This is a genomic window from Enterobacter sp. 241F3 (assembly GCF_034106785.1).
GTDB lineage: Bacteria > Pseudomonadota > Gammaproteobacteria > Enterobacterales > Enterobacteriaceae > Enterobacter > Enterobacter vonholyi.
Genome location: NZ_JAWNDD010000004.1, coordinates 285947 through 302392, shown reverse-complemented (window position 1 = coordinate 302392; position 16446 = coordinate 285947). Strand labels below are relative to the sequence as shown.

Genomic DNA, 16446 nt, shown 5'->3' with positions numbered 1-16446 from the left:
GGGATCAAGCACTCTGCGTGCGGCAGAACGGTAGATTGTAACTATTTGAAACGGCTATTATCCCTTCAGCGATGCGTTCACCCACTCCTGCAACGCGCGGCGCGAGACTTTAATGCCGCCATTTTTGAGTTCGGTCGGCAACAGCAGCCAGCGGACGGGTTGCTCAAAACGCGCCACCTTATCCCGCACCCAGTCAGGTAAACAGGTGATATCCGTTCCCGGCTCACACTCCACCACCGCCACCGGACGCTGCCCAAACTCGGCGTCGTCCAGCGGAACAATAAATACCTGGTTAACTTGCGGGTGCGTGGCGATAACGCGTTCCAGCGATTCCGGCTGGATCCCTTCTCCGCCGCTAAAAAAGAGGTTGTCCATGCGGCCCAGGATCGTCAGACGGCCGTTATGCCATTCGCCGCTATCGCGTGTGGCGAACCATCCCTGCGCATTGGTCAGCGGAATCAGTTCGCCATCCCGCCAGTAGCCTGAGGCCATGCTTTGCGCCCTGATCCAGACTTCCCCGTTAACCACCTGAACCTCTCTGCCCGGCAGCGCATAGCCCACGTCCGGCTCGCCGTCCGCCTCTTTCGCGCAGACGGTAGAGGCAAACTCGGTCAGGCCGTAGCCGCAGAAGGTGCGTATATCCTGTTCTCGCGCCTGTTCGGTCAATTCAACAGGGATGGCCGCCCCGCCCAGCAGCACCGCTTTCAGTGCAACATGCTGGTGTGCATTAAGCAGACGCCAGAGTTGGGTTGGCACCAGCGAGGCGTGGGTACAGCCTTGCAACGCCTCCGCCAGCGGCTGTTTCTCGCGCACGGTTAACCGCGCGCCGGCCTGCAGCCAGCGCCATAAAATCCCCTGGCCGGAAACGTGAAACAGCGGCAGCGAAAGCAGCCAGTCGTCGTCTTCACCGTAGGGCATCAGCGACAAAACGCCGCGCGCGCTGGCAAGATGGGCCTCGCAGGTATGGACCGCCGCTTTCGGCAGCCCGGTGGAGCCGGAGGTCAGCGTCATGGACGCCAGCCGCGCCGGTTGCCACGCAGTGCAATACGCATCGGCGGTCTCGCGCATGCTTAGGGCAGGAAGACCGTCGTAGCTGCCATCCAGCACCAGCGCAAAGCGCAGCGTCATCTGCGGGAGCAGCACGTCCAGCAGCGGGCGCGGCAGTTGCGGATTCACGGGAAGAATACGCGCCCCGCACTGGAGCAGCGCCAGCCACGCCAGCAGGGTGTGCGGATGATTATGGGCCAGCAGCAGCACGCCGTCGCCCTCCTCCACGCCCTGACGGTGAAAGCCCGCCGCAAGGCGGTCAATGCGCGCGCACAGCTGTTGCCAGCTGAGCACCTCGTCGTTCAGACTCAGGGCCGGTTTATCGGCAAACTGCGCACACCAGTGCCGCCACGGCCAGTCGGTAAAACTCATTGCAGCGGCTCCAGCGCCGTAACGTCGAGGCACGGCAGCGCGCTGTCCGGCCACGGGCGGAGAAGCTGAGCCTGCATCAGGTTCAGCGTGTCGAGACCAGGGACCGTGTCAGGCGTTAACCAGGAGGCAATGCGCGCCAGCTGGGTTAGCCCAAGGCTGGACTCAATCGACGAGCTGATGACCGCTGTCAGCCCTAAGGCGTGCGCCGCCGCGACCTGCTCGCGCACTTTCGCCAGGCTGCCGGTCAGCGTTGGTTTAATCACCACCGCGCTGACGCCGGGTTCGACGACAAATTCAAAATCGGCCTCGCGCAGGCTTTCATCCCAGGCGATGGCAATCCCCGTTTCGCGGGCAAACGCACGCGAATCCTCCCGCGTCTTGCACGGTTCTTCGAGGAAGGCAATGCGGCTGCGGTACGCCGGATTGACGTACTTCGCAAACTGCTGCGCCTTAAGCGGCGTCCAGGCGCGGTTGGCGTCCAGACGCAGATGAAGGTCGGGGATCGCCTCCAGCAGCAGGTTGGCGACCATGCCGTCGCGAACCGCCTCATAGAGCCCAACTTTGATTTTCGCGACCTTCTCGCCCGGCATAGCGGAGAGCAGCGCGAAGAGTTCGTCCGGATCGCCCGTACAGAGCGGTGCCGCGCGGTAATTCCCCGCTTCCGGCAGGCTGCCGTCCAGCTCCGCGAGCGCGCAGCTGATACCAAAAGCTGCGGAAGGCACATCCGGCAATGCCGGATCCGCGCCCTCACGCCACGCATCTGTCCAGGTCAGCAATACTGACTGCGCGTCTTCCAGCGACTCGAGGCTAAAGCCCGGCAGCGGTGAAATCTCGCCCCAGCCTTCCCGCTCGTCCTGCTGCAGATGCACGAAGAAGCCGTCACGGGTTTTTAACCGCCGTTCACGCAGCACCACGCCCGCGTCCATCGGTATCTGCCAGCGGTAAACCTGCGCGCGACGCATTACGGGTTCCGTTTGTATTTGCTGAAGTCCGGCTGGCGTTTTTCGTTAAACGCGTTGCGCCCTTCCTGACCCTCTTCGGTCATGTAGAACAGCATGGTGGCGTTGCCCGCCAGCTCCTGCAGACCCGCCTGACCGTCACAGTCGGCGTTAAGTGCCGCTTTCAGGCAGCGCAGCGCCATCGGGCTGTTTTGCAGCATTTCACGGCACCAGCGCACGGTCTCTTTTTCGAGATCGGCAAGCGGCACCACGGTGTTCACCAGGCCCATATCCAGCGCTTCCTGCGCGTTGTACTGGCGGCACAGGAACCAGATTTCGCGGGCCTTTTTCTGCCCGACGATGCGCGCCATGTAGGAGGCACCCCAGCCGCCGTCGAAGGATCCCACTTTCGGGCCCGTCTGGCCGAAGATGGCGTTCTCGGCGGCAATAGTCAGGTCACACATCATGTGCAGCACGTGGCCGCCGCCGATGGAGTAGCCCGCCACCATCGCCACCACCGGTTTTGGACAGGTGCGGATCTGACGCTGGAAATCGAGGACGTTCAGGTGGTGCGTACCCGCGTCGTCCTGGTATCCGCCGTAGTCACCGCGCACTTTCTGATCGCCGCCGGAGCAGAACGCTTTATCGCCTTCGCCGGTCAGGACAATCACGCCGATGTTATCGTCGTAGCGCGCATCCGCCAGGGCCTGAATCATCTCTTTCACGGTCAGCGGACGGAAGGCATTACGTACCTGCGGACGGTTAATGGTGATTTTAGCAATGCCGTCGGTGGATTTGTGGTAACGAATGTCGGTGTAGCCTTCGGAGCAGTCTTGCCATTCAACCGGTGCATAGAGCATGTTTTCATCAGGGTAGATCATAGAGTGTCCTTTATGCGAAGACGCAGTATCTGAGCCAGACTCGCGGTAACCGCATCGGGATTTTCCCGGTGGGCGTTGTGTCCGGCGTTGGGAATTGCATGGAGAACAGCGTTCAGCTCGGCGGCCAGGGCCGCAAACTTCTCATCACGTTCGCCAAAGAGATAATCAAAAGTGAAATCGCGTGCGCTAAGCGCGACACGCAAATCGGGCTGCACGGCCAGCGACGTCGCCTCGAGCATCATCGCCAGCGTCGCGCCGCTGTTCTGGCTGCGCAGGGTAATCAGCGCATCGCGCTGGGCGTCCGTAAGGGAGGCGAAAACGGGCTGTTGGTACCAGTCAGCGAACGCTTTCTCCAGCGGTTCGGTACGAAAACGCGTTGCCCAGCGGCGGTCGGATGCCAGCCGCGCATTTCGCGCATCGTCATCCTGCAGGCCCGGATGCCCTCCCTCCACCACCACGCCCTGCAGCCCCTTCGGCTGCTGGCAGGCATGGAACATTGCAATGCGGCCGCCGAGGGAGTACCCGACAAGCCAGAATTTAAGTATGTTGTAACTAAGCAGGGTTCGGGTGAGCAACGCGCTCATCTCGTCAAACCCCTTCACACCCAGATTCCGGGATCCACCGTGCCCCGGCAGATCCAGATATAGCCTGGGATAATCGCTAAGTCCTGCACCGACCCTCTGCCACTCGCGACAGTCACCCGAAAAACCGTGCAAAAAGACCAGCCAGGGATAGCCTGGTTTTCCGGCCTGCAGCACGCCCGAAAGGATCACAGCTGGCTCACCTGCGCCAGCAGGCTTTGCAGGGCCTGCGCACCGTCAGCATCGTTCACCACAAGCTCAATCAGCGTCGCGCCCGGCTGTTTCCATGCGCTGTTTAACGCCGCGTCCAGCTGTTCCCAGCTTTCCGGGCGATGGTATTTCAGGCTAAACATCGCCGCGGCGTGTTCGAACTGCACGTTCTGCGGCATCAGATAGAAACGCTCGCGCTCGCTCTGGGGCGTAGGCAGCAGGGAGAAAATCTGCCCACCGTTGTTGTTGACCACAATCAGCACAAACGGGGCTGACGCCTGACGCAGCAGCGCCAGCGCGTTGAGATCGTAGAGCGCGGAGAGATCGCCCACGATCGCCAGCGTCGATTTCGCGCTGGCGCGCTGCACGCCCGCCGCCGTGGAGATCAGCCCGTCGATGCCGCTGGCGCCACGGTTGCTGTATACCGGGTAGCCCGCGGGCAGCTTCGAAAAAGCATCAATCAGCCGCACGACCAGGCTGTTGCCGACAAACAGCTGCCCCTGCTCGGGCAGGTACTGGCGAATACGGTGCGCCAGCCCGGCTTCGCTAAACGCTTCACAGTGCGCTTTGGTTAGTTCCCACGCCTGGCGCGAAAGGTCCGGAATGGCCACCGCCCAGGGCTTGCGTTTTTCAGCGGGATGGAGCGCCAGCCAGGCGTCGATAGAGCTGACGAGACGACGACCGCGGTGGTGCGCCGGGTCAAGCCGCCCTTCCAGCGCGTCCACCAGCCAGTACTCGTCCGGTGTGCAGGTCGCCTGCCACTGCAGTAACCGTTTGCCGGTCAAGCTCGATCCAAGCTGGACCACAATCTGCGCCTGCGCCAGTTCGGTGACCGCTTTGGCATTACCCAACCAGAGATCGGCGCACGGCAGCGGCTGACCGGTCTGGGAAAGCACGTCGCCTATCAGCGGCCAGCCCAGGGTTTGCGCCCATTCGGCAACCAGCTTGCCTTCAGAGGCGCTCATGCGCCCGGCGATAACCACGCCGCGCTTCTGCCGCCAGAAGAACCAGTCGCGCTGTTTCGCGCTCTCAAGGTGCGTCTGCTCGCGCAGCCACGGTTTTTCACTCTCCCACCAGTCGCCGAGGGTCTGCTGCCAGTCAAGACCCGTGTCGTCCAGCTCACCGTACAGCGGCTCGGCAAACGGGCAGTTGATATGCAACGATCCGCTACGCAACGTCTCCATGGCGTGATCGACGGTGGAGACCAGCCAGCTTGCCGGAATATCCTGGGTGGGACGGGGCAGCGAAATCGTCTGCGAAGGATGCGAAGAAAAGAGTCCCGGCTGGCGAATGGCCTGATTGGCGCCGCAGTCGATAAGCTCAGGGGGACGATCGGCCGTCAGTAAAATCAATTTTTCACCGGTTAACCCGGCTTCAATCAGTGCCGGATAGAGGTTCGCCACGGCGGTACCGGAAGTGACAATCACCGCCACGGGTTCTTTGCTGACCTTCGCCAGACCCAGCGCAAGATGGCCGAGGCCGCGCTCATCAAAGTGGGTGTGGTGAATTAACGCCCGGTTTTCGGCGGCCGCCAGCGTCAGCGGCGTTGAGCGAGAACCCGGTGCAATACACACGTGCCTGACGCCATGGCGCGTCAGGGCTTCAAGGATCACCGCCGCCCAGCGTCGGTTAAAAGAACTTACTGACATGAGATTGTCCGGTATCAAGAATGCGACACAGTATAAATAATAGAAAAAATTGGAATTTTGATATGAATCGGGATTGCGCGAATCTGTATTAATCCCTTAGGAGCAGAGAGCGCAATCCGGCGGCTTTGTTTTCAATCTCCTGCCACTCCTGCTCCGGGTCAGACCCGCTGACGATACCGGCGCCGGCGTAGAGCCGCAGGGAGTCCTCCTGAACGCGCGCGGAGCGCAGCGCCACGCAGAACTCACTCTGCTCGGGGGATAAATACCCGGCCGAACCGGCGTACCATTCGCGGTTAAAGGGTTCAACCTTCTGAATAAACTCGCGCGCAGGCTGTCGGGGTAATCCGGCAACGGCCGCGGTCGGCTGCAACATGAGCAGACACTGCTCGTCATCAGCCTGTTTAAGCTCGGTCCAGATACAGCGGCGCAAATGCTGCACTTTACGCAGGCGTACCACCTGGGGGGGCAGTACCTCGAGCGTCTGCGTGGAGTGCTGAAGACGCTGACAGATATCCTCCACAACCAGCATATTTTCACGCTGGTTTTTATCATCGTTCAGCAGCCACTCGCCGAGACGCTGCGCCTGGCTATCATCGCTATGGCTGGCGACGGTGCCCGCCAGCGCTTCCGTACGCAGCAGCGTGCCGCGCCGCCGCCACAGACGCTCGGGGGTCGAGCCGAGAAACGCGTTGCTGGCGTCGAAAATCATGCAGAAATGGTAGCAATGTAAATTGAGGGCCCGGCTGGCTGCCATCAGCGCGACGGGGTTTACGCGCTGTGTAAAACGAATATCGGTTGCCCGGGCGAGAACCACTTTTTCAAATTCACCGCACGCAATGGTCTCTGTCGCCCTGCGGATAAGCGTCAGCCATTCGGCCTGCTGCGGCAGATGGGTTTCGTGCTCTACCTGAACGGACAGCGGGCGGATAGGCCTTGCAGGACGGAGCTGCTGTAAAAAATCCAGCGCGGCGCGGGCATCTTCCTGAAGAGAATAATTGCTCCACAGCTGCAGGCGCAGCGTGGCGTTGCCGGCGGTACGTCGCCAGAGCAGCCTCGGTAAAAAGAGGCTCCCCTGCTCCGGATTAAAAGCGTTCAGGCCGCAGATACGGGTATCTTGTGCCGCATTTTGCTCGCGCAAAAACTGCGTGGCTAACGCCAGAGAGGAAAATTGGGTAACCGCCCCCAGCGCAGCCAGCTCTTCATCGCCGTTACGCTGTTGCCAGTAAAACTGCGGATAGCACTGCTGAGCTCCAAGCCAGGCGAGAGGGTCGAAGGCGTAGTTTAACGGGAAAGAGACGTCGAAATGACGTAAGCCGGGTGTTGCGGGTAACGCTTGCGAAAGCTGGGTACGCAATTGCTCCAGCGCGAGGAAAATCGAATTCACGCGAACCTCTCCCTGTTAAAACCTCGTATTATACGGGGTACTGACGATAAATAGCAGTACCCACGTATAGGGAGTGGTTAAGCGGTTTAGCGACGGGCCAGCAGCAGCCCCAGCACCAGCCCTACGGCAGCCCCCACGCCAATACCCTGCCACGGTTTTTCATGCACGTAATCATCGGCACGATACACTGCTTTTTTGGCCCGGTAGTAGTAGGTATCAGACGCATGGCTGACGCGGTTTTTCACTTCATGCAGCGCCTGCTCGGCGCGGGCTTTTAGCTCAATATATTTCTGATCGGCAGGGTCGCCCGAGGAACGTAACACCTCTTCCAGCGTTTCGCTCAATAAAGCCAGGTCGTCGTCGATACGGGTATCCCAGGATTGAAATGACATATTTTTCTCCATGTTAGTACACCAGTCCGCTAACTATAGCCAACGACTCGCTATTACGCCTGCTTCGCTTCTCGCGCCATGCCGACGTGGGGAATGCCATCTTCATCGTACACATCGGTGACCGGCACGAAACCAAAGTGGCCGTAGAAGGACTGCAGGTGTGCCTGCGCGCCCAGGTATAACGCCTTGTCAGGCCACTGTTTCCGGCACGCCTCCAGCGTTTTTTCCATCAGCTGATAGCCCAGCTTTTCGCCGCGCGCCTTACCGCTGATGATGACGCGGCCAATGACGACAGGCTCAAAATCGTCTTCGCTTTTCAGAATCCTCGCATACGCCACCAGCTCGTTATTCCGCCAGCCGAGGATATGGCGGTTCTCGCCGACGAGATCGTCGCCGTCGATGTCCTGATACGGGCAGGTCTGTTCAACCACGAACACTTCACAGCGCAGTTTCAGCACGGCGTAAAGTGAATGAACGGTGAGGTCACTATGGTGTAAATCTTGCCACTGGATCATGTCAGTCTCCTTCCTGGGGTTCATCACGTTATACTAAACCCCTCCCCGTTCGGCAAAGGGCTGATTGCGTTATGGAACTGATTTTTCTGGGTACGTCCGCTGGCGTGCCAACCCGCTCACGGAACGTGACGGCGATCCTTCTGGATCTTAAACATCCCACCCGCGGCGGGCTGTGGCTATTTGACTGTGGTGAAGGAACGCAGCATCAGCTGTTACACACCGCTTATCACCCCGGCAAGCTGGATAAAATTTTTATCACCCATCTGCATGGTGACCATCTGTTTGGCCTTCCCGGCCTGCTGTGCAGCCGCTCGATGGCCGGTAACGCCAACTCGCTGACGATTTACGGGCCTGCGGGTATTCGTGAATTTGTTGAAACCACGCTGCGCCTTAGCGGGTCATGGACGGATTATCCGCTGGAGGTCGTTGAAATTAGCGAAGCCCTGGTTTTCGATGACGGCGAATATAAGGTGAGCGCTCAGCCGCTCAATCACCCTGTCGAGTGCTATGGATACCGCATTGAAGCGCATGACAAACCCGGCGCGCTGGACGCCGCCGCGCTGATGGCCGATGGCGTCAAACCCGGACCGCTGTTCCAGCGCCTGAAGCACGGTGAGACCGTCACGCTGGAGGACGGACGCGTCATCAACGGCCAGGATTATCTTGCCGCACCGCAGCCCGGCAAAAAGCTGGCAATATTTGGCGACACGGCCCCGTGCCCGGCAGCGCTTCAGCTTGCCCAGGGCGTGGATGTGATGGTGCATGAAGCAACGCTTGAAACAGCGATGGAAGAAAAAGCCAACGGCCGGGGCCATAGCTCTACGCGTCAGGCGGCGCAGCTTGCCCGTGACGCGGGCGTCGGGAGGCTCATCGTCACCCACGTCAGCTCGCGCTACGACGCGCGGGGCTGTGAAAAGCTGCTGGCAGAGTGTCGCGCGCTGTTCCCGGAATGTGAGCTGGCCGAAGATTTCGCTCAGGTCAGCGTTTAGTCCTTCATTTTTCCCTCAGGATGCCGATAACGATTAAAAGGTCAGCATTTCTCTCGAGGGTAGAATGGATAATTTCCAGAAAGATATTGATGACAGGGCGAATCTGACCCTGTCGAACCGTTTTGAACTGTTGCTGTTCCGTCTTGGCACCTCTCTTAACGAAAATAAATCTGAGCTGTTTGGCATTAACGTCTTTAAGCTGCGTGAAATTGTGCCGATGCCGGAGTTCACGAAACCCGCCGGGATGAAATCACCGCTGATGGGAATGGTGAATATTCGCGATCAGGTGATCCCGGTGATCGACCTCGCCGCCGTGGCGGGCTGTAAGCCCACCACCGGGCTGAATATCCTGCTGATCACCGAATACGCGCGCAGCGTGCAGGCGTTTGCCGTGGAGTCGGTTGAGAACATCATGCGTCTGGACTGGAAGCAGGTGCACGCGGCGGAAACTGCCGTCAGCGGTCGCTACATCACCAGCATTGCGTGTCTTGACGAGAAGAGCGATACCAACGATCTGGCGATGGTGCTGGACGTTGAGCAGATCCTGTATGACATCACTCCGGCCAATCACGATCTGCACGCCACCAATCTGAAGACCACCAAATTCCATATTAAGCCTGGCGCAGTCGCCATCGTCGCAGAAGATTCGAAAGTCGCGCGCTCGATGCTGGAGAAAGGTCTGCAGGCGATGGAGATCCCGGCACAGCTGCATATCACCGGCAAAGAGGCGTGGGAGAAAATTGGGGTTCTGGCCGCACAGGCGCAGGCTGAGGGAGTTCCCATCACCGACAAGATCGCGCTTGTGCTGACCGATCTTGAAATGCCGGAGATGGACGGCTTTACGCTGACGCGCAAAATCAAAACCGACCCGGTATTAAAGGACATTCCGGTGGTGATCCACTCTTCCCTTTCCGGCAACGCCAACGAAGATCATATTCGTAAGGTGAAAGCGGACGGGTATGTGGCGAAGTTTGAGCTAAACGAGCTGTCGTCGGTGATTGAGGAAGTGCTGGACCGCTCGATGAAGAAGATTGACGGGCCGTTGATTAGCCGGAAGCAGCTGGCTTAGTCGGGTGGTGCTACGCTTACCCGACCTACAAAACCCGTAGGCCCTGCAAGCGTAGCGCCGCTGGGCAAACCATAAAAAAACCCGCCGAGGCGGGTTTTTTGTTTTTACATCAGCGGCATCGCTCGCTGCACGATATCAATCAGCGGCTGCGGATAGATACCGAAGATCAGCACCAGCAGCGCCGAGATAAGCACGACGATACCACCGGCGCTGTACTGCCAGTTGGTTGGGGCATCACGGTTGAGCTGCTGAGGCGCACTCAGGTACAGGCTCACGGCCACGCGCAGGTAGTAGTAGAGACCAATCGCGGAACCGATCACCACGCCCGCAGTCAGCCACCACAGGTGCGCCTGCACACCGACGGCCAGCACGTAGAATTTACCGATAAAGCCAAGCGTCATCGGGATACCTGCCAGAGAGAGCATCATCACGGTCATCACCGCAGACAGGATCGGACGGTGCCAGAACAGCCCACGGTAGGAGAACAGTGAATCGGCATCCGGACCACGGTACGGGCTGGACATCAGGCTCACCACGCCGAAGGCGCCGAGACTGCTGAACAGGTAACCGGCCAGATACACGCCCACGGTTTCCATCGACATCTCGCCGCTCTGCAGCGCAATCAGCGCCACCATCAGGTAGCCCAGATGAGAGATAGACGAGTAGCCCAGCAGACGCTTGATGTTGGTCTGGCTCAGCGCCATCAGGTTACCGAAGATGATGGAGACGAACGCGATAATGCCCAGCACCACGCGAACCGCTTCGCTGTCACCTACCGGCGCGTACAGGAACAGACGCATGACCACACCGAAGATAGCGATTTTGCTCGCCGTCGCCAGGAAGGTCGACACCGGAGCCGGAGCGCCCTGGTATACGTCTGGCGTCCACAGGTGGAACGGCACCAGAGAGAGTTTGAAGCCAAGGCCAACAATCATCATGCCCAGACCCGCCAGCAGCAGCGGCTCATGCAGCATGCCGTCGCCGAGGCTCTTGCCGAGCGCCATGAAGGAGAGATTACCGGACTGTGCGTACAGCAGCGCAATACCAAACAGCAGGAACGAGGATGCAGCAGCAGACAGAATAGTGTACTTGATGCTTGCTTCCAGGGAGCGCTTCTGACGGAAGGCGTAACCAATCAGGCCGAACAGCGGCAGAGATATCAGCTCAATGCCGAGGAACAGCGCGGCCAGGTGGTTCGCATTCGCCAGCAGAATGCCGCCCAGCGCGGCAATCAGAACCAGCAGGTAAAACTCTTCTTTATTGTCGTTGTAGCCTTCGAGCCACGGGTACGCAAAGGTACAGGTTGCCAGGCTTGCCAGCAGCACCAGTCCGGTATACAGCATGGCGTAACCGTCAACGCGCATCAGCGGGGTGACGTCCATCGCCCCACCCTGACCAACAAACCAGAGAGAGACTAACGCGGCGTTCAGGCCGATGACCGACAGCGTGGCATTCAGGAAGTGATTGCGTCGCCACGCAATGGAGAGCATCACAACCACCACCGTCAATCCGACGATCAGCAGCGGTAGCAGCGCGATCAGTTGTTGTGGAGTTATTGTCATGGCGAATTACGGCCTTGTAGTAGAAGCAGAATTAACAAACCACTGCTGGATGTTACCCATCGCGCTATGCGAGGTATCCAGAATCGGCTGCGGGAAGAAGCCCAGCAGCACCAGCAGTACGACCAGCAGCAGGATGATGAACAGCTCACGCAGCGACATCCCCGGCAGTTCTTGTGCAGCAATTTCGCTCTTCGCTTTACCGAAGTAAGCGCGGTGCAGCATCGCCAGCGAGTATACGGAAGCGAACACCAGACCAAACGTGGAGATCACGGTAATCACCGGTACCACTTTGAAGCTGCCGAACAGAATCATAAATTCGCCGACGAAGTTACCGGTACCCGGCATCCCCAGGGTAGCCACCGCGAAGAACATGGAAAGCGCTGGCAGCCACTTAATTTTGCTCCACAGACCGCCCATCATACGCATGTCGCGGGTATGCAGACGTTCGTACAGCTGACCGCACAGGATGAAGAGGCCGGCTGCAGACAGACCGTGCGCAATCATCTGGATCACCGCGCCCTGGTACGCCAGCTGGCTGCCGGTGTAGATAGCAATCAGCACGAAGCCCATGTGGGAAACGGAGGTGTAGGCAATCAGTCGCTTGATGTCGTACTGGGTGAAAGCCATCCAGGCACCGTAGAAGATACCGATCACACCAAGCCACATGGCAATCGGTGCGAACTCTGCGGAGGCGTTCGGGAACAGCGGCAGAGCGAAACGCAGCAGGCCGTAGGCCGCCGTTTTCAGCAAGATGCCCGCCAGGTCAACGGAACCCGCCGTTGGTGCCTGAGAGTGCGCGTCTGGCAGCCAGCCGTGCAGCGGAACGACCGGCATTTTCACCGCGAACGCGATGAAGAAGCCCAGCATCAGCAGATATTCCACGCCGTGCGACATTGGGGTCTTCAGCAGGTCTTCGTAGTTGAAGGTCCAGGTGCCGGTCGCATTGTGGTGAACAAACACCAGCGCCAGAATGGCAATCAACATCACCAGACCACTCGCCTGGGTATAGATGAAGAACTTGGTTGCCGCCGTGATACGCGTTTTACCGTCGGACGCCTTGTGGCCCCACAGCGCGATCAGGAAGTACATCGGCACCAGCATCATCTCCCAGAAGAAGAAGAACAGGAACATGTCGATGGCAAGGAACACGCCGATTACGCCGCCCAGGATCCACATCAGGTTCAGGTGGAAGAAGCCCTGGTATTTTTCGATTTCTCGCCAGGAGCAGAGTACCGCCAGAACGCCGAGCAGACCGGTCAGCACCACCATCAGGAGAGACAGACCGTCAATCGCCAGGTGGATCGTAATGCCGAAACGCGGGATCCACGGCAGGATGAACTCAGACTGCCACTGCGGAATGCCCGCAGACTGGGTCAGTGAGTAACCGCCCTGCAACCACAGTTGCAGGCCAAGCGCGAGCGTCAATCCCATGGTGATCAGCGCGATCCAGCGCGGCATCTTCACGCCAAAGCGTTCAGTCTGCCAGCACAGGAAGCCGCCGATGAAGGGAATTAATATTAGCCAGGGTAGTAACATGGCGATTTACATTCCTTTTTAAGGCCCCCAGCAGGGGCCTGATTTTCAACGAATTCGAATAAAATTCACTTAACGATCAACGCAACACCATCAGCAGCGCCAGCACGACAACCGCACCGATGCTCATGGACGCCACATACCAGCGCAGGTAACCGTTCTCGCTGTACAGCAGGCCTTTACCTGCAAAGCGGGAAAGGATCGCCGGGATGTTCATCAAGCTGTTCAGCGGGTCGCGCTTCAGCAGCCACGCGATGCCCAGGAACGGCTTAACGAAGATCATGTCGTACAGCCAGTCGAAGCCCCACGCGTTGTACCACCAGGTGCCCAGCAGGCGGCCCGGCGCACTGTTGGCCACGGCAGTGACCAGCGTACGTTTGCCCAGCCACAGCCATGCTGCGATCAGGATGCCCGCGATAGCGACCACACCGGAGGTGATTTCAAGCGTCAGAACGCGACCGTGCTCAAGCTCGGTGGTGTCCGGCAGTACGCCCTGCAGCGGAGGCACAATCATCGCGCCAACGAAGGTGGACAGTACCAGCAGCACAATCAGCGGCAGGTGATGGGTAATCCCCTTCCCTGCGTGAGCGTGAATTTGTTCTTTACCGTGGAATACGATGAAAATCATACGGAAGGTATACAGGGAGGTCATGAACGCGCCGACCAGACCCGCAACCATCAGATTGATATGACCATTCGCCATGGCACCCGCAAGGATTTCGTCCTTACTGAAGAAGCCCGCGGTGATCAGCGGCAGTGCCGCCAGCGCCGCGCCGCCCACCAGGAAGCAGACATAAACCAGCGGAATGGACTTACGCAGTCCGCCCATCTTGAAGATGTTCTGCTCGTGGTGGCAGGCCAGAATCACGGAACCGGATGAGAGGAACAGCAGCGCTTTAAAGAACGCGTGCGTCATCAGGTGGAAAATGGCCGCGTCCCACGCCTGAACGCCCAGCGCCAGGAACATGTAACCAATCTGGCTCATGGTGGAATACGCGAGAACGCGTTTGATGTCGGTCTGCACCAGCGCGGCAAAGCCTGCCAGCACCAGCGTGACCGCACCGACGATACCCACCAGATGCAGAATTTCCGGGGTCATCAGGAACAGGCCATGGGTACGCGCAATCAGGTAAACACCGGCGGTTACCATGGTCGCAGCGTGGATCAGCGCGGAGACAGGGGTTGGACCCGCCATCGCGTCGGCCAGCCACGTCTGCAACGGCAGCTGCGCGGATTTACCCACGGCACCACCCAGCAGCATCAGCGTTGCCCACCACAGCATGTTGTTGCCTGCCGCGAAGTGCGCCGGCGCTAGTTCCACCATTTCGCGGAAGTTCAGCGTGCCCAGTTCGTTGTAAAGAATGAACAGCGCGAAAGCGAGGAAGACGTCACCCACTCGGGTCACGACGAATGCTTTCATGGCCGCTGCGCCATTCTTCGGATCGGTATAGTAGAAACCGATCAGCAGGTAAGAACACAGACCTACGCCTTCCCAGCCCAGATACATCAGCAGCAGGTTATCGGCCAGCACCAGAACCACCATGCTGGCGATAAACAGGTTGGTGTAGGCGAAGAAGCGGGAGTACCCCTCTTCACCGCGCATATACCAGGAGGCGAACATGTGGATCAGGAAGCCGACGCCGGTGACCACGGAGAGCATGGTCAGCGAGAGGCCGTCCAGCACCAGGTTGAAGCCGATGTTGAAATCACCGACCGACATCCAGGTCCACAGCGGTACGCTGAAAGGCTGACGCCCGTTGTTAAAGAAGTCGATACCCGCATACGCTGTCACCAGCGCGGCCAGGCCAACAGAGCCCATGCCGACGGTCGCAGACAGATTCTCAGACCAGCGGCCGCGAGAAAACGCCAGCAGCACGAAGCCAATCAGCGGAAAAATAATGGTTAAGGCAAGCATGTTCATCCACGCAACTCACTTACTGAATCGATGTTCAGATTCTGGCGGCGACGATGGAGCTGCAGCAACAGCGCCAGGCCAATACTCGCTTCGGCAGCCGCGAGGCTGATGGCGAGAATGTACATCACCTGACCATCGGTCTGGCCCCAGTAGCTTCCGGCGACCACGAAGGCCAGCGCGGAGGCGTTAATCATGATTTCCAGCCCGATCAGCATAAACAGCAGATTGCGGCGGATAACCAGACCGGTCAGACCCAGAACGAATAAAATCGCAGCGAGGATCAGTCCATGTGTTAAGGGGATCATGCGCGCTCCTCCGTTTTTCTTTTCGCGCGGTCGTCAGTGCGGTTGCTCAGCACCTCGCCAGCACGCTCTTCGCGGCCAACGTGGAAAGCAACAACCAGACCTGCCAGCAGCAGCATTGAGGCCAGTTCAACCGCCAGAACGTATGGGCCAAAGAGCGTGATACCTACCTCTTTCGCGCCAATCGGCGTGCCGTCGATGCCCTGATCGTTAACACCCAGAATGGCGTACACGATCACCACCAGCATGATGGCCGACAAAATTGCCGGGCCGATCCACACCTGAGGTTTTAACCACTGACGTTCCTGCTCAATTTCAGAGCCGCCCAGGTTCAGCATCATCACCACAAACACGAAGAGCACCATGATGGCCCCGGCGTAGACGATGATTTCCAGCGCACCGGCGAAGTGCGCGCCCAGTGCGAAGAACACCCCGGAAATGGCCAGCAGCGAGATGATTAAGTACAGCAGCGCATGCACCGGGTTGGTGTGCGTGATCACTCGCAGCGTAGCCAGGATGGCGATAAGGCCACAGATATAAAAAGCGAATTCCATTGCCCTCTCCTTACGGTAACAGGCTCTTGACGTCGATAGGCTTAGCTTCGTTCTCTGCTTCACCCTTATCTTTGCCGTCGATTGCCATACCCGCCATCCGGTAGAAGTTATATTCCGGGTATTTGCCCGGACCGGAAATCAGCAGATCCTCTTTCTCGTACACCAGGTCCTGACGCTTGTACTCACCCAGCTCGAAGTCTGGAGTCAGCTGAATCGCCGTGGTTGGGCACGCTTCTTCACACAGACCGCAGAAAATGCAGCGTGAGAAGTTGATGCGGAAGAACTCAGGGTACCAGCGGCCGTCTACCGTCTCGGCTTTCTGCAGAGAGATACAGCCTACCGGACACGCTACCGCACACAGGTTACAGGCAACGCAGCGCTCGGAACCGTCCGGGTCGCGCGTCAGCACGATACGGCCACGGTAGCGCGGCGGCAGATATACCGGCTCTTCCGGGTACATCCGGGTTTCGCGTTTGGCAAACGCGTGCAGGCCGATCATCCAGATACTGCGTACCTGAGTGCCGAAGCCTACCAGTAATTCTTTTAAGGTCAT

General features: G+C 58.9%; 16 protein-coding genes. 2 read left to right on the top strand and 14 right to left on the bottom strand.

The features are described 5' to 3' along the window. Positions 1-57: 57 nt before the first annotated feature. The 8 genes from menE to UR504_RS14130 all read right to left on the bottom strand — a co-directional run bounded on the left by menE (position 58) and on the right by UR504_RS14130 (position 7969). On the bottom strand, positions 58-1419 hold the full coding sequence (gene menE, locus UR504_RS14165) for an o-succinylbenzoate--CoA ligase (protein WP_302235917.1): 1362 nt from the start codon (positions 1417-1419) through the stop codon (positions 58-60). Next, positions 1416-2381, bottom strand: coding sequence for an o-succinylbenzoate synthase (gene menC, locus UR504_RS14160; RefSeq protein ID WP_302235919.1), 966 nt, complete (start codon positions 2379-2381; stop codon positions 1416-1418). The genes menE and menC overlap by 4 nt, the downstream gene beginning before the upstream one ends. Further along, positions 2381-3238, bottom strand: coding sequence for a 1,4-dihydroxy-2-naphthoyl-CoA synthase (gene menB / locus UR504_RS14155; protein WP_045402731.1), 858 nt, complete (start codon positions 3236-3238; stop codon positions 2381-2383). Before menB ends, menC begins: the two co-directional genes overlap by 1 nt. Then, on the bottom strand, positions 3235-4011 hold the full coding sequence (menH, locus tag UR504_RS14150) for a 2-succinyl-6-hydroxy-2,4-cyclohexadiene-1-carboxylate synthase (protein WP_302235921.1): 777 nt from the start codon (positions 4009-4011) through the stop codon (positions 3235-3237). Before menH ends, menB begins: the two co-directional genes overlap by 4 nt. Next, complete coding sequence (gene menD, locus UR504_RS14145) at positions 4008-5678, bottom strand: 2-succinyl-5-enolpyruvyl-6-hydroxy-3-cyclohexene-1-carboxylic-acid synthase (RefSeq protein WP_223580040.1); 1671 nt, start codon at positions 5676-5678, stop codon at positions 4008-4010. Before menD ends, menH begins: the two co-directional genes overlap by 4 nt. 88 nt (positions 5679-5766) lie before the next feature. Then, a complete protein-coding gene (gene menF, locus UR504_RS14140; protein WP_320739819.1) occupies positions 5767-7062 on the bottom strand; it encodes an isochorismate synthase MenF in 1296 nt (431 codons plus the stop codon). 86 nt (positions 7063-7148) lie between these two features. Next, on the bottom strand, positions 7149-7454 hold the full coding sequence (gene elaB / locus UR504_RS14135) for a stress response protein ElaB (protein WP_008500219.1): 306 nt from the start codon (positions 7452-7454) through the stop codon (positions 7149-7151). A 53-nt stretch (positions 7455-7507) separates the two neighbouring features. Then, positions 7508-7969: a GNAT family N-acetyltransferase gene (locus UR504_RS14130; protein WP_115875889.1), complete on the bottom strand. Its 462-nt coding sequence runs from the start codon at positions 7967-7969 to the stop codon at positions 7508-7510. Positions 7970-8040: 71 nt separating this feature from the next. Between UR504_RS14130 and rbn the strand changes: the two genes are divergently transcribed. Together rbn and UR504_RS14120 are read left to right on the top strand one after the other, a co-directional pair. Continuing rightward, a complete protein-coding gene (gene rbn, locus UR504_RS14125) occupies positions 8041-8958 on the top strand; it encodes a ribonuclease BN (protein ID WP_274240389.1) in 918 nt (305 codons plus the stop codon). Positions 8959-9022: 64 nt separating this feature from the next. Continuing rightward, the gene (locus UR504_RS14120) at positions 9023-10027 is read left to right on the top strand and encodes a chemotaxis protein (protein ID WP_032652809.1); all 1005 of its coding nucleotides are present in this window, start codon (positions 9023-9025) and stop codon (positions 10025-10027) included. A 104-nt stretch (positions 10028-10131) separates the two neighbouring features. Here the strand turns inward: UR504_RS14120 and nuoN are convergent, their stop codons facing one another. The 6 genes from nuoN to nuoI form a co-directional block, all read right to left on the bottom strand. Beyond that, the gene (gene nuoN, locus UR504_RS14115; protein ID WP_023312531.1) at positions 10132-11589 is read right to left on the bottom strand and encodes an NADH-quinone oxidoreductase subunit NuoN; all 1458 of its coding nucleotides are present in this window, start codon (positions 11587-11589) and stop codon (positions 10132-10134) included. A gap of 6 nt (positions 11590-11595) precedes the next feature. Beyond that, positions 11596-13125: an NADH-quinone oxidoreductase subunit M gene (nuoM, locus tag UR504_RS14110; protein ID WP_023312532.1), complete on the bottom strand. Its 1530-nt coding sequence runs from the start codon at positions 13123-13125 to the stop codon at positions 11596-11598. A gap of 76 nt (positions 13126-13201) precedes the next feature. After that, a complete protein-coding gene (nuoL, locus tag UR504_RS14105; RefSeq protein WP_023325763.1) occupies positions 13202-15043 on the bottom strand; it encodes an NADH-quinone oxidoreductase subunit L in 1842 nt (613 codons plus the stop codon). Further along, positions 15040-15342: an NADH-quinone oxidoreductase subunit NuoK gene (gene nuoK / locus UR504_RS14100; protein WP_003861496.1), complete on the bottom strand. Its 303-nt coding sequence runs from the start codon at positions 15340-15342 to the stop codon at positions 15040-15042. The genes nuoL and nuoK overlap by 4 nt, the downstream gene beginning before the upstream one ends. Continuing rightward, positions 15339-15893 (bottom strand): NADH-quinone oxidoreductase subunit J, encoded by a 555-nt coding sequence (gene nuoJ, locus UR504_RS14095; RefSeq protein WP_008500212.1) that lies wholly within the window; start codon positions 15891-15893, stop codon positions 15339-15341. Before nuoJ ends, nuoK begins: the two co-directional genes overlap by 4 nt. 10 nt (positions 15894-15903) lie before the next feature. After that, positions 15904-16446, bottom strand: a complete 543-nt coding sequence (gene nuoI / locus UR504_RS14090) for an NADH-quinone oxidoreductase subunit NuoI (RefSeq protein WP_003861491.1) — start codon at positions 16444-16446, stop codon at positions 15904-15906.